Source organism: Enterococcus mundtii (genome assembly GCF_002813755.1).
Classification (GTDB): domain Bacteria; phylum Bacillota; class Bacilli; order Lactobacillales; family Enterococcaceae; genus Enterococcus_B; species Enterococcus_B mundtii.
Genome location: NZ_CP018061.1, coordinates 3,137,343 through 3,156,783, shown reverse-complemented (window position 1 = coordinate 3,156,783; position 19,441 = coordinate 3,137,343). Strand labels below are relative to the sequence as shown.

Here is a 19,441-nt window from a genome sequence, read left to right as displayed (position 1 = left end):
CACTTTTGCCTACCTTTAAAAAGGTGTTTGTTCTACTCTCTAACCCTTAAAAGGGTCCTCGTATTCTCGAACGCTCAATTTATCTAGCGCTATATCATGTTTCTCTTGTTCTTGAATGTATTTCCTTATGGTCGCTTCATTCAATCCCACTGTGCTTACATAATATCCTTCTGCCCAAAAATGTCGATTGCCAAATTTATATTTTAAATTTGCATGTTTATCAAAAATCATCAATGCACTCTTTCCTTTAAGATAACCCATAAAACTTGACACGCTTATTTTTGGTGGGATACTCAATAATAGATGGACGTGATCTGGCATCATATGTCCTTCCAAGATTTCTACTCCCTTATACTTACATAGTCGTTTGATAATTTCTTGAATACTTGCTCGATATTGATTATAGATGATTTTTCTTCTATACTTTGGTGTGAATACAATGTGGTATTTGCACAGCCACTTTGTATGGGCTAAACTATTTGCTTTATTAGCCATTTCTTTTCCCTTCCTTTCGTTATCAATATGACCTGAACAATCATATTTTAACGATAGGAAGGGCTTTTTGGTAGAACCTTTTATTCCCCACCCGCATAGCAGGTGGTTTTCTGTTTCACTCGCTTTGCGAGCTCAACTTGGTCTAAAGACAATAATAAAAAAAGTTCGAGGCAAAGGATCAAGATCCTTACCTCGAACTTCAACGTCCGAATAAATGTTACTTTGTTAGGTTTAAAATGAATTAAGCTTTGATTTCTGTAACGACACCGGCACCAACTGTACGTCCGCCTTCACGGATTGAGAATTTAGTACCATTTTCGATAGCGATTGGGTGGATTAATTCAACTTCCATTGTTACGTTGTCGCCAGGCATAACCATTTCAGTTCCTTCTGGTAATTCAACAACACCAGTTACGTCAGTCGTACGGAAGTAGAATTGTGGACGGTAGTTAGTGAAGAATGGAGTATGACGTCCACCTTCTTCTTTAGTCAACACGTATACTTCTGCAGAGAATTTTGTATGAGGTGTGATTGTACCTGGTTTAGCTAAAACTTGACCACGTTGGATGTCTTCACGTGAAACACCACGTAGTAACGCACCAATGTTATCGCCTGCTTCAGCGTAGTCTAATAATTTACGGAACATTTCAACACCAGTTACAGTTGTTTGAGCTGTTTCTTCTGCGATACCAACGATATCGATAACGTCACCAACACGAACTTGTCCACGTTCAACACGTCCTGTAGCAACAGTACCACGACCAGTGATTGAGAATACGTCCTCAACTGGCATCATGAATGGTTTGTCGTTATCACGTTCTGGAGTTGGGATATATTCGTCAACTGCAGCCATCAATTCAAGAATTTTTTCTTCGTATGAAGCGTCGCCTTCTAAAGCTCTTAAAGCTGAACCAGCGATTACAGGAACATCGTCACCAGGGAATTCGTATTCTGTTAATAGGTCACGAACTTCCATTTCAACTAATTCAAGTAATTCTTCGTCATCAACCATATCTACTTTGTTCAAGAATACAACGATGTATGGTACACCAACTTGACGAGATAATAGGATGTGTTCACGAGTTTGAGGCATAGGGCCGTCAGCAGCAGAAACAACTAAGATTGCTCCGTCCATTTGAGCAGCACCAGTGATCATGTTTTTAACGTAGTCCGCGTGTCCTGGGCAGTCAACGTGAGCATAGTGACGTGCGTCAGTTTCGTACTCAACGTGAGCTGTTGAAATAGTGATTCCGCGTTCGCGTTCTTCAGGAGCACCATCGATTTGATCGTAAGCCATTGCTTGGCCGCCGTTTTTCTTAGATAGTACAGTTGTGATTGCAGCTGTTAAAGTTGTTTTACCATGGTCAACGTGTCCGATAGTACCAATGTTAACGTGTGGTTTCGAACGGTCAAATTTTTCTTTTGCCATTTTAAAATATCCTCCCTAAAATTACAGTTTAATTTTTATTTGTCTGATAGGTATGTGATAGACAAAATTGCCGATCACATGCCCGTATCATCAAAAGTTATTTTACACGAAACTGCATAAAAAATACAGTCTCTAGATAAATCTCTTCACGAGACTACCTTGCTTTAAGAAATTATTCAGCTTTTCCGCCGTTTTTCTTAATGATTTCTTCTTGAACAGATTTCGGTACGTCTTCGTAGTGGTCAAATACCATCATGAATGTACCACGACCTTGAGTTGCTGAACGCAATGTAGTCGCGTATCCGAACATTTCTGCCAATGGAACGATTGCATTAACGATTTGTGAATTACCGTGTGCTTCCATTCCTTCAACACGTCCGCGTCGGCTTGTTACGTGTCCCATGATATCACCTAAGTAATCTTCTGGTACAGTAATCGTAACTTTCATCATTGGTTCAAGGATCACAGGACGTGCGTGTTTTGCAGCAGCTCTTAGAGCCATTGATGCAGCAACACGGAACGCTGTTTCATTTGAATCGACGTCATGGTATGAACCATCGTAAAGTTTTGCTTTGATATCCACTAATGGGTATCCAGCAAGAACACCGTTATTCATTGATTCTTCTAATCCTTTTTCAACTGCTGGGATGTATTCACGTGGAACCACACCACCAACGATTGCGTTTTCGAATTCGAAGCCTTTTCCTTCTTCGTTTGGTGTAAATTCAACCCATACGTGACCGTATTGACCTTTACCACCAGACTGACGTACGAATTTACCTTCCGCTTTTGTTGCTTCACGGAATGTTTCGCGGTAAGAAACTTGAGGCGCACCAACGTTTGCTTCAACTTTAAATTCGCGTTTCATACGGTCTACTAATACGTCCAAGTGCAACTCACCCATACCTGAGATAACTGTTTCACCTGTTTCAACGTTTGTTTCAACACGGAATGAAGGATCTTCTTCTGCAAGTTTTTGCAACGCAACACCCATTTTATCTTGGTCAGCTTTTGATTTAGGCTCAACAGCGACTTGGATAACTGGTTCTGGGAATTCGATTGATTCAAGGATAACTGGTGCATCTAACGCACACAATGTGTCCCCTGTTGTAGTATCTTTCAATCCAACAGCAGCGGCGATATCACCTGAATACACTTTGTCGATTTCTTGACGTGTGTTTGCGTGCATTTGTAGAATACGACCGATACGCTCTTTTTTGCCTTTTGATGCGTTCAATACGTATGAACCACTTTCAAGGACACCAGAGTAGACACGGAAGAAAGTTAGACGACCTACGAATGGGTCAGTCATTACTTTAAATGCTAATGAAGCAAAAGGAGCTTCGTCATCTGCAGGACGAGTTGTTTCTTCGTCTGTTTTTGAGTCAATACCTTTGATTGCTTCGATATCTAGTGGTGATGGCAAGTAATCAAGAACAGCATCCAACATCAATTGGACCCCTTTATTCTTGAATGCTGAACCAGCTAACACAGGGAAGAACTCAACGTTGATTGTTGCACGGCGGATACCGGCAATCAATTCTTCTTGAGTGATTTCTTCACCTTCAAGATATTTCATCATTAGTTCTTCGTCTGTTTCAGCAACAGCTTCGACTAATTTTTCACGCCATTCTTGTGCTTGTTCTGCATATTCTTCAGGGATTTCAGTTTCTTGGATGTCTGTGCCTAGATCGTTTGTGTAGATCTCTGCTTTCATCGTTACCAAGTCAATGATACCTGTGAAGTTATCTTCAGAACCGATTGGCAATTGGATTGGATGCGCGTTCGCTTGTAAGCGATCGTGCAATGATTTTACTGAGTATAAGAAGTCTGCACCGATTTTATCCATTTTGTTACAGAATACGATACGAGGTACTCGGTACTCAGTTGCTTGACGCCAAACAGTTTCAGTTTGAGGTTCAACACCTGATTGTGCATCAAGTACAGTTACAGCACCATCCAATACACGTAGAGAACGTTGAACTTCGATTGTGAAGTCTACGTGTCCTGGTGTATCGATGATATTTACGCGGTAACCTTTCCACTGCGCAGTAGTGGCAGCAGATGTAATCGTGATACCACGTTCTTGTTCTTGTTCCATCCAGTCCATCTGTGAAGCTCCTTCGTGAGTTTCACCGATTTTATGGATTTTACCAGTATAGTACAAGATACGCTCTGTTGTTGTAGTTTTACCTGCATCAACGTGAGCCATGATACCAATATTACGAGTTTTTTCTAGCGAAAATTCTCTTGCCATTTTCTTACTCCTCTCTTTGTTTAAATCGATTGTAAATTGACTTTCTGCTGTGGGGTTAGCCGACAGACAGAGAGGATCTTACCAACGATAATGAGCAAATGCGCGGTTCGCGTCTGCCATTTTGTGTGTGTCTTCGCGTTTTTTAACAGAAGCTCCAGTATTGTTTGCAGCGTCCATGATTTCTTTCGCTAAGCGTTCTTCCATTGTGTGTTCACCGCGCAAGCGAGCGTAGTTAACTACCCAACGTAGCGCTAAAGTCGTACGACGTTCAGGGCGAACTTCAACTGGTACTTGATAGTTTGAACCCCCAACACGACGTGCTTTAACTTCAAGAACAGGCATAACATTGTTCATTGCTTGTTCAAACACTTCTAATGGATCGTTACCTGTAGATTCTTTGATCAAATCAAAGGCATTATAGATAATATTAGCAGCAACACCGCGTTTTCCATCAACCATTACACGGTTGATCAAGCGAGTTACTAATTTTGAGTTATAAATAGGATCTGGTAAAACATCACGTTTTGCAACAGGACCTTTACGTGGCATCCGTAACTCCTCCTTCCGAAATATTCTTCATAGTTGATCGAACGACTATTATATAGTAGGTTCGATTTTCATTTGTAGTAAATAATTAAAATTAAGCTTTAGGTCTTTTCGTACCGTATTTAGAACGGCTTTGTTTACGGTCGTTCACACCAGCAGTATCTAGTGCACCACGAACGATATGATAACGTACCCCTGGTAAGTCTTTTACACGTCCACCGCGTAATAGTACCACGCTATGCTCTTGTAAATTGTGACCAATCCCTGGGATATAAGCAGTAACTTCAATTAAGTTTGACAAACGAACACGAGCATATTTACGTAAAGCTGAGTTCGGTTTTTTAGGTGTCATTGTTCCCACACGTGTAGCTACCCCACGTTTTTGAGGAGAGTTCACGTTTGTTTGAGTTTTCTTAAAGCTGTTATATCCTTTGTTCAAAGCAGGTGAATTAGATTTTTCCACCTTTGATTTACGAGGTTTACGTACTAATTGGTTAATTGTAGGCATTCCTAGTTCCTCCTTCCCACGATTCACATCTAGTTCCACACATCCAGGTGGTTCTTTTTTTGCGATAAAAAATAAATGCAGTTATGCATCTTTATCAAATATGCTTTGATAAACAGTCAGCACGTCTCTTAACAGAGACCTGTAGATAAAGCACCTTGGTTAGAATATCACGGATAAAAAAGAATGTCAACCAAACATATACATTTTTTTCGATCCTATAAAAATTGTGTTATGCTCCCTATCTTTTTCGATTAAATCAAGATAAAATAGCAGTTAAAGAGCTATAAAAATGCTGGAGGGATAGAAATGAACTTAAAGCAATTAGTAGGCATTAAAGCGGCAGAATTTGTTGAAGATGGCATGATCGTTGGACTTGGAACTGGTTCTACTGCCTATTATATGGTAGAAGAAATTGGCCGACGCATGCGCGAAGAAGGATTGAAAATCACTGGTGTCACTACTTCTAGCGGTACAAAAGCACAAGCAGAAAGCTTAGGTATCCCTTTGAAAAGTATTGATGAAGTCCCAGTCGTCGATTTGACGATCGATGGTGCCGATGAAATCAGTGCCGATTTTCAGGGAATCAAAGGTGGCGGTGCTGCTCTTTTATTTGAAAAGATTGTTGCATCTTATTCAAAACAAACGATCTGGATCGTCGATGGATCAAAAATGGTGGATCAACTAGGGCGCTTTCCACTCCCTGTCGAAGTCATCCCTTATGGTTCTCAACAACTGATGCGTCTTTTTGAAGAAAAAAACTATCAGCCTGTATTACGTCACACAGAAACTGGGGAGACCGTCGTAACAGATAGTGGGCATTATATTATTGACCTTCATTTAGAACGAATCGAGGATCCCGAAAAATTAGCGACTTATTTGGATCAATTAGTCGGTGTCGTCGAACACGGCTTGTTTTTAAATATGGTTTCAAAGGTTGTCGTTGCCTCTGAAAATGGCGTGTCTGTACTCGATACTCCCTTTCAAAAATAATGCGAAAGAGATTCGTTGAAAATGCCTAAAAAAACTATCTTTTTCAGTTACTTTATGCTACATTTTTACTTGTCTCAAACACTTAGAAAACTTTGCTAGAAAGGAATCACCATGAAGATTATCGGTTATGCACGTACAACTATCAATGATGTCGATTTGACGGCTCAAATGCAAAAACTCTCTGATTTTGGTTGTCACGAAATTTTTCACGAAACGTATGGTCAAAAAGACAGTTTATCTGACGCCATTTGTTTAGAAAAAGTCATCGAAAAAATGGAGCAAGGCGATACATTAGTGATTTGCCAGCTTCATCATCTAGGAAAATCGACAAGACAACTAACAGAATTCACGAAATTATTTAAAGACCGTGGGTTACATCTAGTCAGCATCACAGAAAAAATCGATACTCGCGAACCTATGGGGACGGTCTACTTCCAATTAATGGAAGGATTAGCTGAGATGGAGTGTGCATTGATCAAAGAACGCACGCTGATCGGATTAGATGAAGCACGTAAAAAAGGAAAAATCGGCGGACGACCAAAAATCGATGCCAAAACAATCAAAAAAATTCGTCGGCTCTACTATGAAAAGAAAGAAACGATCCAATTTATTTCTTCAAAATGTGGAGTTTCAGTCGGTACTTGCTACAAATATATCAACCTACCTGAAAAAGAGCTTCAGCAATTATTCAATTAATTAGCAAGTATAAACCCGTTGATTTCAATAATTGATCGAAAGAACCCACACTTAACAAACAGAAATTATTTTACTTAATAGATAAAAAGGTTGTCAAACAAGTTTTTTGAGTGAAAGCTCTGTAATAACGCTTGTTTACAGCCTTTTTTTTAGTTCGTCTGTGGTCTTTTAAACAAACAGCTTTCATTTTACAATGGAAATCTTATGAAAAACATTGTACAATAAGGCAGAACTGAAATTTTCAGAAATAACACTTATTTTAAAGGAGAGTTAAACATGCCAAAATTAGTTTTTTCTCGTCACGGTCTTAGCGAATGGAATGCATTGAACCAATTTACTGGTTGGGCAGATGTAAACCTAGCACCAGAAGGAATCGAAGAAGCAAAAGAAGGCGGACGTAAAATCAAAGAAGCTGGAATCGAATTTGATGTTGCTTATACTTCTGTATTAACTCGTGCCATCAAAACTTGTAACTTGATTTTAGAATACTCAGATCAACTTTGGGTACCACAAATCAAATCATGGCGCTTGAACGAACGTCATTATGGTAAATTACAAGGATTAAATAAAAAAGAAACAGCAGAAAAATACGGTGACGAACAAGTTCACATCTGGCGTCGTTCATATGACACTCTTCCTCCATTAATGGAAGCAACTGATGAAGGTTCAGCAGCAAACGATCGTCGTTATGCAATGTTAGACAAACGCGACGTACCTGGTGGAGAAAACTTGAAAGTTACTTTAGAACGCGCATTGCCATTCTGGCAAGACGAAATTGCACCAGCTTTGTTAGACAACAAAACTGTCTTAGTTGCTGCACATGGTAACTCTTTACGTGCATTAGCAAAACACATCGAAGGAATCTCTGATGAAGACATCATGGATCTTGAAATTCCAACAGGTCAACCACTTGTTTATGAATTAAACGACGACTTGACTGTCATCAAAAAATACTACTTATAATAGACACTCTATTATAAACAAGACAGCCCCATCCTTTCCTACTTATTGTAAGAGATGAAGGGGCTGTTTTTTTAGATATTGGATAGACGGCAGTCTTAGCTATCTAATGCGAGTGACATCAATTTACATAATAACTAATGATCATAATAGTAAGTACTGTTTGAATAAATTAAGAGGGAAGGCGTAGCATGGAGAGAAAAAAGAACGTTTGGTTTATTCCCTGTCACACCAATTGCGCATGAACAATGGACAAATTCTGAGCAACTCCTTTTTCAAAAGCTATGATCTTAGGAACGATTTTAATAGTGGTAGTTTATCTCTTCGCACCATACAGCTATTACTATTACAAGATAAAGCGAGGCAAGGAGACAAAATATAGTAGACTCCAATTAGTTCTGTATACCTTATTCGTTATGTAAGACATTTTACTAACAGTCCAGCCTAGCTATTCTTTCTAGGTTGGGCTTTTTATTGGGCAATAGATAGCGAGAGGAGAAATAGATTATATGAGCTATGTAACATAATAGCAGGTAATATATTGTTGGTTTTCACGTATAGATAGGTTGTAGCTAAAGTCAAAAATAGAACTTGAGTCATTGCGTATAGATTTCCACCATATGTAAAGCTATGCCCATAGAAAAAGAATCCTGTTGAAACCAGCCCATACACTAATTTTAACCAATTAGAATCAGTTATACTCAAAAATAGGTAACGGTACACTAATTCTTCTCTTATTGGGGCAATCACTATGACAGAAAATAACAACACCATCATTTTGTGGCCTTCTCATCTTTCTCCTTTAATTTATTCACTTACTATGTAAGAATATTCCACTTTTTTCCACTGACAGTTATGATCGCTAATGTTTGTACTTTGTAGTTTATATCTAGACAGCATCACAATACTGCTTCCATTTCAATGCCCTTTAACCTAATGTCCATTGAAGAATCAGCCAGACAATCGTTCATATGTGGAGTGAACAGCTTTTGTAGAAGATTATTTACCTCTCATTCTTGTATCCTATTTCTAAGAGGAAGTTTTCATTTGTATGAGCTATCACCACAACTCTCCATCTTTTCTTATGTTACTAATAAATGAAATTTAGATAAAAATCAACCTTATAACTCTTTTTATTTTATCATTTTTTTCTAATAATCAACGTTATCGAGAAAAAAGCGTTTACACAGTCGCTATTTTCTCGGTTATGATTAATTTGTAAGATACAAAGAGATGATCGTATTTGAATCTTACATAGAAAATACAAAATAAAAAAATATATATAGTGAGGAGATACAAGATGATTACAAACAATTTCAAGAAAATGATGGCAGCAGGAATGGTAGTTTTAAGTCTAGGAGGGCCAGTTTCGACATTCGCAACAAGTCTATCAACAACTGACATCGTTAGTACAAGCAAACAGGCCATTGAGCAACAATTATATATCCATAATGGTGACTTTAATGACGGGTTTGATCGTTGGATCGTTAGTGATCCAGATTCAAATAATCCCACACTTCAAACAGTTAATGGTAATAACTTTGCATTAGCAACAAATGGTGAAAACGTTCATCAGTATGTCACTCTAAAACCAAATACAACGTATACATTCAGTTATGATGTTGCAGCAAGCGAATCAGCACCAGGACGTGTTGAATTAGGGATCATGAATCATGGTGTCGGTTTCGATGTATTAGAGCGCGTTGAACATAATAATGAGGACTGGGAACGTGGCAAACTTACCTTTACGACTCCAGACGCTGAAAATACATACCTTGTGCGCTTCGCCTCTACATGGACTGGTTGGGCGAAATATGACAATATCCAAGTGGAAACAGGCGTAACAGAAACAAGCTTGTTATCTGTAGGGAGAGAAGGCCATCTGGCATTTGCCTACTTAACTTTAGATGAGGACCGTTTCAACAGCCGAGAAAGACTAGTCGTAACTGTTGATGGAAGATATCTTTTTGAGACACATAATGGAATCAATTACTATTCCTCTAGAAGATTCATTGATGGCAACATCCAAATACGACAAACCATTGCTGGTACTGCAGGTCAAGTCATCCAAGTTCATAGAGTACCTGGACACCCAGGACAACATTTACCAGGACGAGTATTGTTAGAATCATATACTATTGGAGCAGATTTGTTTTAATCATAAATGACCATAAATCATACCATATTACGTGAGCAAATAAATGATTAAGGTATTCATCTAGACGAAGCCACCACCAGGATATGACTCATTTGTCACATCCTGTTGGTGCCTAGTTCGGAACAGAAAGAGCGTAACTCGCTTCTTTCTGTTCTTTTTTATTTGGTTAAGATTGTGCCATTCGTCTGCAACGGAAGGAATGTCGATTCACATTTTAGACATTCAAATGGTTGACTTTAGAAGGACTCTCGAAGTAACTGAAACAACGGTTGCCATTGATTTCAGGTTATGTGAGACAGTTTCTGCGAAAAAATGTGACTGCCAATTTTCTATTAATAGAAGTTTAGGCAGTCACACTTTCTTGCTGTTTAATTATTACTTTATCCTTGAATCGCCGTTTCCAATCCTACTTCAATCATGTCATTGAATGTTGTCTGACGTTCGCTGGCAGTTGTTTCTTCACCGGTGATCAGATGGTCACTGACCGTCATGATCGCTAGTGTTTGCACGTGGTATTTTGCACCTAGATAATACAACGCAGCAGCTTCCATTTCCACGCCCATCACACCAAGTTCTGCTAACTTGAATGTTTCTGTCAAATCGTCTTTGTAGAAAGAATCTTCTGATAGTACATTGCCGACGTGTGTAGTAAAACCCTTTTCTTTCGCTACTTCGTATGCTTTTAACAACAAGTCAAAATCACAGATTGGTGGAAAGTGGAAGGCGTTGAAATCCTTCTCAATCATGGAAGAACTAGTCGCAGCTCCTTGTGCTAACACCAAGTCGCGAACGTGTACGTCTTTTGACAAGGCACCGCACGTGCCAACACGAATCAATTTTTTTACGTCATAGGAATTGACCAACTCATGCGCATAGATCATCGCTGAAGGCATACCCATTCCTGTTCCTTGAACAGAGACTCTTTCGCCTTTATACGTTCCAGTATAACCAAGCATACCGCGTACTTGGTTATAGCAAACGGGATTCTCTAAAAAAGTTTCTGCAATATACTTCGCTCTTAGTGGATCGCCAGGAAGTAAAATCTTGTCTGCGATCTCTCCTGGTTTTGCTTCAATATGAACACTCATTTCCAGACCTCTCAATCAATTTTTTATAGTAAAGAAAGTGTTTCTTTGATCAATGATTTAAATGTTTGTTTGACTCTCTCAGTTGTTTCAACGACTTCTTCGTGATTCAAGTTTGCTTGCATACCAGCAGCCAAGTTGGTGATACAAGAAATTCCTAAGACCTTCAACCCGCTATGAGCTGCAACAATGACTTCTGGTACAGTCGACATGCCCACTGCATCTGCTCCCATCACGCGAGACATACGAATCTCAGCGGGTGTTTCATAAGTTGGACCAGAATAGCCCATATACACGCCTTCTTTTAATTCTACGTCTAATGATGTCGCTGCTGCTTTTGCCATTTCACGATACGCTTTTGTGTAAGCTTCACTCATATCAGGGAAACGAGGACCCATTTCTTCATCATTAGGTCCAATCAATGGATTTTGACCTGTAAAGTTGATATGATCCGTGATCAGCATCAAATCACCTGGTGCAAATGATTCATTCACGCCACCACACGCATTGGTCACAACAACTGAATGCGCGCCTAACGCAGCCATCACTCGTACAGGATAAGTGACTGTTTGCATCGAATGACCTTCATAAAAATGGAAACGTCCTTGCATCGCCAATACTTTTTTGCCTGAAAGCGTTCCGTAAACAAGTTGACCTGCATGTCCAACGACTGTCGAAGTTGGAAAGAACGGAATCTTATCATAAGGAATCACGATTGCTTCTTCAATCTCCTCTGCTAATTCACCTAAACCTGAACCTAAGATCATGCCAAAATCGATCGTTCCGACACCTTTGCTTTTGATAAACGCAGTCGTCTCTTGTAACATCTCATTTAATTTCATTGTTTTTCTCCTATATATAAAATTTTGATTATTCTATCTTACATAATAAAGCCAATGATGATTCATTGATGGATGATGCACGTCGTTATTTCAATAGTTTTAAAAAGCTTTCGCCATTTTCAGTTGCTGCTACGTCAAAGTTTTCGGCAATCGTTGCAGAGATATCCGCATAATAACCTTGTGGTAAACTACCTTGCCCACTCATTTGTTTACTATAAGCAAGTAGTGGCACATATTCGCGAGTATGGTCGGTACCAGTGAAAGTTGGATCATTCCCATGGTCAGCGGTGATCAATAATAGATCATCATCAGCCATTGCATCTAATAATTCTGGAATACGCAAATCAAAATCTTCAATGGCACGCGCATAACCAACCACATCGCGACGATGACCGTATAACGCATCAAAATCGACTAAGTTTGTAAAACTCAACCCAGTGAAGTCTTGTTTCATGACATTCAATAATTGATCCACACCGTCCATATTGCTTTTCGTACGAACAGAATCGGTGATGCCTTGACCATTGAAAATATCATTGATCTTACCGACTGCAATAACATCTTTGCCGGCTTCTTTCAATGAGTCTAAAACCGTATGTCCAAATGGATCTAATGCGTAATCGTGACGGTTGCTTGTTCGCGTAAAGTTACCTGGCTCACCAAGATATGGACGGGCAATGATCCGACCGATCATATAAGGATCATCTTTTGTAATTTCACGAACATATTCGCAAATCCGATAAAGTTCTTCTAAAGGAATAATTTCCTCATGTGCAGCAATTTGTAACACTGGATCAGCTGACGTATAAACGATCAAGTCGCCGGTTTTCATTTGATGTTCACCAAAGTCGTCAATGACTGCTGTTCCGCTATAAGGTTCGTTACAAACAATTTTACGTCCAGAGAAGTCTTCGATTTTCTTCAATAATTCATCAGGGAAGCCGTTTGGAAAAACACGAAATGGTGTTTTGATATTCAAGCCCATGATTTCCCAATGTCCTGTCATTGTATCTTTGCCGACAGAAACTTCTTCCAATTTTGTCGCATACCCTTGATGATCTTGCACTGCTTCGACCCCTTCTAAAGGACGAATCGTTCCTAATCCAAGTTGCTCCAAATTCGGTATCGTCAACCCAGCTTCTTTAGCAATATGACCTAATGTATCCGAACCTTTATCTCCGAATTTTTCAGCATCAGGTGCTTCTCCGATTCCGACTGAATCCATGACGATCAAATGTACGCGTTTAAACATGAGTATTCCTTCTTTCTATTTATTTTCTTTATAAAGTAAAAAGGGCGAGCCGAAAAAAACTTCCCGTAACCCGCCCTTTTTAATCACTAAACGATTATTTGGATTTTATATAATTCTTACCGTTGGCTTTTGGTCCAGATGCTTTACCTAAGAACGCCACTAAAACGATAATTGTTAATAGATAAGGCGCAATCTGTAGTAAAACTGGTGGAATTGAAGAAATAACTGGTAATTGCGCGCCGATGATACTCAAACTTTGTGCAAAACCAAAGAATAAGGATGCACCCATCGCACCTAGTGGATTCCACTTACCAAAAATCATTGCAGCCATTGAGATGAACCCTTGACCGACAATCGTTCCTGCTGAAAAGTTCCCAGAGATCGATTGAGCAAAAACAGCTCCACCCATTCCTCCAAGAAGACCAGAAATCAAGACACCTGAATAGCGCATCGCATATACATTGATCCCTAGTGTATCTGCAGCTTGAGGATTTTCCCCAACAGAACGTAAACGTAAACCAAATTTAGTTTTGAAGATGACGAACCATGCGATAACAGCAATTAAAATCGCACAATACGCTGGTAAAAATGTATTTCTAAAGAAAATTTGACCAATCACTGGAATCTCAGATAATCCAGGAAATGAAAAGTAACCTAAGTTTTGTGAGATATTGTCTGTTTGTCCTTTACCATACCATGCTTTGATCAAAAATACACCTAAAGCAGGTGCCATCAAATTGATGACCGTTCCGCTGATGATATGGTCTGCGCGCAAGCTGATCGTTGCGACTGCATGGATCAAGGAAAAGAGAACACCAACCACGCCACCGACTAAAATAGCAATCCAAGGAGTCATTGAGCCTAATGTGTCACTCATCGTCAAGTTGAAGACGACCGCACTAAACGCCCCCATCACCATGATGCCTTCTAACCCAACGTTGACGATCCCGCTTCGTTCAGAAAACGTTCCGCCTAAGGAGGTTAAAATCAACGGTGTTGAATAAACAAGTGTTGATGTAAGGATCAAGGAAATCAGTTCTACTGTTGACATTACAGCTCTCCTCCTTCTTGATTTTGATGATTTGGTTTCGTTTCAATCGTTGCGACGATTTCCTCTTGTTTTTTCCCTTGGAAGAATTTCGCCATAAGGAAACGAATCAAGAAGTTGATCCCCACGAAGAAGATGATCAAGGCAATCGATACATTGACGATTTCAAACGGTACCCCAGCACCGGTCTGCATCCCTAATCCACCGATTTTTAGGACACTGAATAATAGCGCAGATAACAAAATCCCAATGGCAGAACCAGAACCTAATAATGACACGGCCATACCGTCAAACCCGATGGATAATGAAGTTGTTTGAACGAAGAAGTTTTGGTATGTTCCTAGTCCTTCGACCACACCACCTAGTCCAGCTAATCCACCAGAAATAACCATGGATAAGACAATTGTTCGTTTACTACTCATTCCCGCATATTCAGAGGCGTATGGATTCAATCCAACAGAACGGATCTCAAAGCCTAAGGTTGTTTTCTTCATAACGATCCATACAACCACTAACGCAATCAGTGCCAAGAAGAGTCCGCCATTCACACGAGAGCCTCCAAACATCTGCGTTAGCCAAGGAATACGTAAGGAAGCATTCTCACTGATCATATTTGAAGAGTCTAAACTTGAACGATAAGATTCAGGCATTATTTCATGAAGTGTATACGTACTTAAATAGAGCAAAATATAATTCATCATGATTGTTACGATAACTTCACTTGTTCCAAAGAACGCACGTAACAATCCTGGAATAGCTGCGGCCATTGCCCCAGCAAGTGCACCTAAAATCACGCACATTGGCAAGAGAATGATTTTTGGTAGATCTGGAAAAGCTAATGCGGTCCAAATGCTTATGATCCAACCACAAAGTGCTTGTCCAGAAAGCCCGATATTAAAGAATCCGGCTGAATTTGCAACAGAAAAACCTAAGGCTGTAAAAATCAAAGGTGTTGCTTGTCTTAATGTTTCACCGATACTTCGTTGTGAACCTAACGAAGCATTCAACATGGAAGAATATCCTTGGATTGGATGGTAACCAAAGGCAACCATCAAAATAGCACCTAGAATCAACCCTAAAATAACCGAAAATATAGGCACTAGCAGATTACGGAACCTTTCGCTACGATCATTCATGTGTGTCACCAACCTTTTCTAACTCTCTACGTGCTTCTTCTAAAGTATAACCCGCCATCAATAGACCTAGCTCGTTTTCAGATGTTTCTTTTGGATCAACGATCCCGACGATTTTTCCTTGATGGATTACCGCAATACGATCGGACACATTTAAAATTTCTTCTAATTCAAAACTAACCAATAAAACTGCTTTGAACTTATCACGTTGCTCAATCAAACGTTTATGGATAAACTCGATCGCACCAACATCTAATCCACGTGTTGGATTCGCAACGATCAGTAGATCAGGGTCACGATCGATCTCACGTGCAATGATGGCTTTTTGTTGGTTCCCACCAGATAAAGCTTTCGCTGGAACTAATTCGTTCGTTGTCCGCACATCATACTCATCGATTAAATCTCTCGCATGTTCATTCATCACACCATAATTCAACAGACCATTTTTACTATACGGTTTTTGATAGTAGGTTTGCATGGCAATATTTTCAGATAAAGTCATATCAAGGACCAAGCCATATTTATGTCGATCTTCTGGCACATGTCCTAGCCCAGATTCAGTGATTTTACGTGGTTTTTTATTCGTGATCTCTTCGTCTTTCAAACGAATCGTTCCACTTTCTACTCTACGTAAACCAGTTAACGCTTGGATCAACTCCGATTGTCCATTTCCATCGATTCCAGCAATACCTAAGACTTCACCTGCTCGGACTTCCAGACTCAAATCTTTCACTGCTTCTAATCCCCGGTTTTCTTTAACTACAAGATTTTCAACAGAAAGCACCACTTCTTGTGGACGTGCTTCTTTTTTCATTGTTTTGAATGAGACGGTTCTTCCGACCATCATATCGGCTAACTGTTGCGAAGAAACATCTTTCACATTGACCGTTCCGATTCCTTGACCACGGCGAATGACCGTACAACGATCGGCAACTGCTTTGATCTCATCTAATTTATGTGTGATCAAAATGATCGACTTTCCTTCTTTGACTAACTCTTTCATGATCACGATCAATTCATCGATTTCTTGCGGCGTCAGTACGGCTGTTGGCTCATCAAAGATCAAGACATCTGCCCCACGATAGAGTGTTTTTAAAATCTCCACACGTTGTTCCATACCGACAGAAATATCACGAACGTACGCATCCGGATTCACTGCTAAGCCGTATTGTTCAGATAATCGTTTGATTTCTTCACGGGCTTTCTTGCGGTTCAAGATACCGCCTGTACTTGGCTCACTACCTAGTACGATATTTTCTGTTACTGTGAATGCATCGACTAACATAAAGTGTTGATGCACCATTCCGATCCCTAATTGATTGGCTTTCGTCGGGCTCGTGATGTTTACTTCTTTGCCGTGCATCAAAATCTCACCTGATGTTGGCTCTAAAAGACCGGATAAAACATTCATTAACGTTGATTTACCTGCACCATTTTCACCAAGCAAGGCATGGATTTCTCCTGCTTTCACTTGAAGGTTGATGTTGTCATTTGCTTTGAAAGTACCGAATTGTTTCGTGATATTTCGCATTTCGATGACAATATTTTCTTGATCCACATTTTTCACATCCTAACAATTTATATCCAGACGACATTGTTTAAAAAATAAAAGGGACGATGACGATCGTTCACAAAACGTCGCTCATCGAGTAACCAAAATCCAAGGAGCTAAGCTACTTGTTACAAGTTGTTCCCTTATCCAAATCGGGGTACCTAGCAACTTGCATAAAAAAACAACATTAAGTAGATAACTAAACGATAGCCCTGTTAAACAATTGTCCAACAAGGCTATAGAAATGGTATTTATTAGCTTTCAGGAGTTTCAGGAACTTCGATATCACCTGAAATGATTTTTTCTTTTGCTTCATCTACTGCTTTTTTCGCTTCATCAGAAAGTTGGCCTTCAGTGATACCGACACCATCTTCTTTCAAACCATAAACAGTGTGTTCGCCACCAGGGAAGTTACCGTCTGCTGATTGTTGAGCTAAATCTTTTACAACTGTTCCTACACCTTTAAGTGTTGATGTCAATGTGAAGTTTTTGTCTTCACCATTCAATGTGTAGTTTCCTTCGTCAGATTGGTCACGGTCAACACCGATTACCCAAACTGTTTTGTCGCCTGATTCATTTAATGATTTTGCTTCTTGGAAGACACCGTTACCTGTCCCACCTGAAGCATGGAAAATGATGTCAGCATTTTGTGCGTACATACCTTGTGCGATTGAACGTCCTTTATCTGGAGCTGAGAAATCACCTGCATATTGGTTCAATACTTCGATTTCTTTGTTCAACGCTTCAGCACCTGCTTTAACTCCGGCATTAAAACCAGCTTCAAAACGGTCGATTACTTCACCTTTAACACCACCGATAAATCCAACCACATTTGTTTCAGTTGTGTAAGCTGCTGCAACTCCAGCAAGATAAGAAGCTTCGTTATCTTTGAATGTTGCTGAAACGACGTTGTCTTTTCCTTCGATCACATCATCAATGATTGCAAAGTTTGTTTCAGGGTTACTTGTTGCTTGTTCTTCGATTGCAGGTTTCAATTTAAACCCAATCCCAAAAATTGTTTTGAAGCCAGCGTTTAACGCTTGATCGATATTTGGGATATAGTCTGATTCATTGGCAGATTGGAAATATTGGAAGCCATCGTTTCCACGTGACAAGCCTTGCTCTTTACCCCAATCTTCTAACCCTTCCCAAGCTGACTGGTTGAATGAACGGTCGTCGACGCCACCTGTATCTGTAATCAATGCTGCAGTTGCTGTTCCTGATGCACTGTTTCCACCGGTTGAATCAGTAGAATCTGAACCGCCGTTACCGCATGCGCTTAAAAGTAAGCCTGCTGATAGTGCGATAGCACCTAAACCAAATAATTTTGCTTTTTTCATTTCTGTAAAGCCCCCTAAAAGTAGTTGTTTTTTCAACAGTCAGCTGACTGAATTGAACATAATTTATAAATCTTTTTCTGAAAATGCGTAAGGTAATAACTCTCTTACCGTCATCGTTTTCGCCACACCATTGTCGCCAACCAACGTGACTGGCATCTCTGGGTCACAAAATTCTGCCATTACTTGGCGACAAGCACCACATGGAGAAATCGGCTCAGGTGTATGACCTGCAACGACTAGATGTGTAAAGTCCATTTCTTTTTCAGATACTGCTTTAAAAAACGCAGTACGTTCTGCGCAATTCGTTAAGCCAAATGACGCATTTTCGATATTCAATCCTTGATAGGTTTTCCCAGATGCTGTCACTAAACAAGCACCTACTGGAAATTTGGAATAAGGCACATACGCTTTATCCAAAGCGTCGATAGCGATATCGATCCATTCTTGTTTGATTTCTGACATCTTTTTCTCCTTAGAATATTAATAGCCTTCGCCAGTTGAACCGGACATGATTGACACACCAGCACTTGTACCGATTCGTGTTGCACCGGCTTCGATCATCGCAATGGCTTCTGCTTCATTGTGGATACCTCCTGAAGCTTTGACGCCCATTTCTGGACCAACCGTTTCACGCATCAAGCGAATATCTTCCACTTTCGCGCCACCTGTTGAGAACCCAGTAGATGTTTTCACAAAATCAGCTCCTGCAGCTTTCGCTAATTCGCAAGCTTTGATGATTTCCGCCTGTTCTAACAAGGCTGTTTCAATAATTACTTTAACTAACGCACGATCTTTTGCAGCTTCGACTACGGCTTCGATATCTTTTTTCACGACATCGTCTTGTTCAGATTTCAAGGCACCGATATTGATGACCATATCCACTTCATCTGCGCCATTTTCGATCGCATTCGTTGTTTCAAATGCCTTTGTTGCGGCTGTATTTGCTCCTAATGGGAAACCAATAACGGTACAAACAGCGACTGGCTCACCTTGTAATTCCTCTTTCGCCAAGGCAACCCATGTTGGATTGATACATACTGAATAGAAATGATGTTTTTTTGCTTCCTCAATAATGCGCATCACATCTGCTTTTGTTGCATCTGCTTTTAGAATTGTGTGGTCGATCATTCGATTTAATTCCATGTCTCTT

The 19,441-nt window shown here is 39.9% G+C and carries 19 protein-coding genes; 4 read left to right on the top strand and 15 right to left on the bottom strand.

Going from position 1 to position 19,441, the window contains the following annotated elements; translation table 11 throughout:
* Nucleotides 1–39: 39 nt before the first annotated feature.
* From tnpA to rpsL, 5 genes are all read right to left on the bottom strand, one after another.
* Entirely contained in the window at nt 40–495 is a 456-nt protein-coding gene (tnpA, locus tag EM4838_RS14655) for an IS200/IS605 family transposase (protein ID WP_100917284.1), read from the bottom strand.
* Nucleotides 496–736: 241 nt separating this feature from the next.
* A complete protein-coding gene (gene tuf / locus EM4838_RS14650) occupies nt 737–1,924 on the bottom strand; it encodes an elongation factor Tu (RefSeq protein WP_010734472.1) in 1,188 nt (395 codons plus the stop codon).
* 172 nt (nt 1,925–2,096) lie between these two features.
* On the bottom strand, nt 2,097–4,181 hold the full coding sequence (gene fusA / locus EM4838_RS14645; protein WP_010734473.1) for an elongation factor G: 2,085 nt from the start codon (nt 4,179–4,181) through the stop codon (nt 2,097–2,099).
* A gap of 78 nt (nt 4,182–4,259) precedes the next feature.
* Nucleotides 4,260–4,730, bottom strand: coding sequence for a 30S ribosomal protein S7 (gene rpsG, locus EM4838_RS14640; protein WP_010734474.1), 471 nt, complete (start codon nt 4,728–4,730; stop codon nt 4,260–4,262).
* A gap of 91 nt (nt 4,731–4,821) precedes the next feature.
* On the bottom strand, nt 4,822–5,235 hold the full coding sequence (gene rpsL / locus EM4838_RS14635; RefSeq protein ID WP_010734475.1) for a 30S ribosomal protein S12: 414 nt from the start codon (nt 5,233–5,235) through the stop codon (nt 4,822–4,824).
* Between the two features lie 306 nt (nt 5,236–5,541).
* Between rpsL and rpiA the strand changes: the two genes are divergently transcribed.
* The 3 genes from rpiA to EM4838_RS14620 all read left to right on the top strand — a co-directional run bounded on the left by rpiA (nt 5,542) and on the right by EM4838_RS14620 (nt 7,884).
* Nucleotides 5,542–6,225, top strand: a complete 684-nt coding sequence (rpiA, locus tag EM4838_RS14630) for a ribose-5-phosphate isomerase RpiA (protein ID WP_071867735.1) — start codon at nt 5,542–5,544, stop codon at nt 6,223–6,225.
* Nucleotides 6,226–6,336: 111 nt separating this feature from the next.
* Nucleotides 6,337–6,921 carry a recombinase family protein gene (locus EM4838_RS14625; protein WP_019723066.1) on the top strand — a complete coding sequence of 195 codons (585 nt, stop codon included), beginning with the start codon at nt 6,337–6,339 and terminating at the stop codon, nt 6,919–6,921.
* 276 nt (nt 6,922–7,197) lie between these two features.
* Nucleotides 7,198–7,884 carry a 2,3-diphosphoglycerate-dependent phosphoglycerate mutase gene (locus EM4838_RS14620; protein ID WP_010734478.1) on the top strand — a complete coding sequence of 229 codons (687 nt, stop codon included), beginning with the start codon at nt 7,198–7,200 and terminating at the stop codon, nt 7,882–7,884.
* A 468-nt stretch (nt 7,885–8,352) separates the two neighbouring features.
* Here EM4838_RS14620 and EM4838_RS17180 read toward each other — a convergent pair whose 3' ends face one another.
* Nucleotides 8,353–8,655: a CPBP family intramembrane glutamic endopeptidase gene (locus EM4838_RS17180; protein WP_373865804.1), complete on the bottom strand. Its 303-nt coding sequence runs from the start codon at nt 8,653–8,655 to the stop codon at nt 8,353–8,355.
* A 526-nt stretch (nt 8,656–9,181) separates the two neighbouring features.
* On the opposite strand from EM4838_RS17180, the gene EM4838_RS14610 reads away from it, so the two are divergent.
* On the top strand, nt 9,182–10,039 hold the full coding sequence (locus tag EM4838_RS14610) for a carbohydrate binding domain-containing protein (RefSeq protein WP_071867737.1): 858 nt from the start codon (nt 9,182–9,184) through the stop codon (nt 10,037–10,039).
* 380 nt (nt 10,040–10,419) lie between these two features.
* Here EM4838_RS14610 and deoD read toward each other — a convergent pair whose 3' ends face one another.
* From deoD to deoC, 9 genes are all read right to left on the bottom strand, one after another.
* Nucleotides 10,420–11,127: a purine-nucleoside phosphorylase gene (deoD, locus tag EM4838_RS14605; RefSeq protein WP_019723069.1), complete on the bottom strand. Its 708-nt coding sequence runs from the start codon at nt 11,125–11,127 to the stop codon at nt 10,420–10,422.
* Between the two features lie 23 nt (nt 11,128–11,150).
* Nucleotides 11,151–11,966, bottom strand: a complete 816-nt coding sequence (locus tag EM4838_RS14600) for a purine-nucleoside phosphorylase (RefSeq protein WP_010734482.1) — start codon at nt 11,964–11,966, stop codon at nt 11,151–11,153.
* 85 nt (nt 11,967–12,051) lie between these two features.
* Nucleotides 12,052–13,218 (bottom strand): phosphopentomutase, encoded by a 1,167-nt coding sequence (deoB, locus tag EM4838_RS14595; RefSeq protein WP_071867738.1) that lies wholly within the window; start codon nt 13,216–13,218, stop codon nt 12,052–12,054.
* A gap of 94 nt (nt 13,219–13,312) precedes the next feature.
* A complete protein-coding gene (locus tag EM4838_RS14590; RefSeq protein WP_010734484.1) occupies nt 13,313–14,269 on the bottom strand; it encodes an ABC transporter permease in 957 nt (318 codons plus the stop codon).
* Nucleotides 14,269–15,402, bottom strand: a complete 1,134-nt coding sequence (locus EM4838_RS14585) for an ABC transporter permease (RefSeq protein ID WP_071867739.1) — start codon at nt 15,400–15,402, stop codon at nt 14,269–14,271. The genes EM4838_RS14590 and EM4838_RS14585 overlap by 1 nt, the downstream gene beginning before the upstream one ends.
* Nucleotides 15,395–16,957 carry an ABC transporter ATP-binding protein gene (locus tag EM4838_RS14580; protein WP_071867740.1) on the bottom strand — a complete coding sequence of 521 codons (1,563 nt, stop codon included), beginning with the start codon at nt 16,955–16,957 and terminating at the stop codon, nt 15,395–15,397. The genes EM4838_RS14585 and EM4838_RS14580 overlap by 8 nt, the downstream gene beginning before the upstream one ends.
* Nucleotides 16,958–17,205: 248 nt before the next feature.
* Nucleotides 17,206–18,291: a BMP family lipoprotein gene (locus EM4838_RS14575; protein ID WP_071867741.1), complete on the bottom strand. Its 1,086-nt coding sequence runs from the start codon at nt 18,289–18,291 to the stop codon at nt 17,206–17,208.
* 63 nt (nt 18,292–18,354) lie between these two features.
* A complete protein-coding gene (locus EM4838_RS14570) occupies nt 18,355–18,753 on the bottom strand; it encodes a cytidine deaminase (RefSeq protein ID WP_071867742.1) in 399 nt (132 codons plus the stop codon).
* Between the two features lie 18 nt (nt 18,754–18,771).
* Nucleotides 18,772–19,434, bottom strand: coding sequence for a deoxyribose-phosphate aldolase (gene deoC / locus EM4838_RS14565; protein WP_071867743.1), 663 nt, complete (start codon nt 19,432–19,434; stop codon nt 18,772–18,774).
* Nucleotides 19,435–19,441 lie beyond the last annotated feature (7 nt).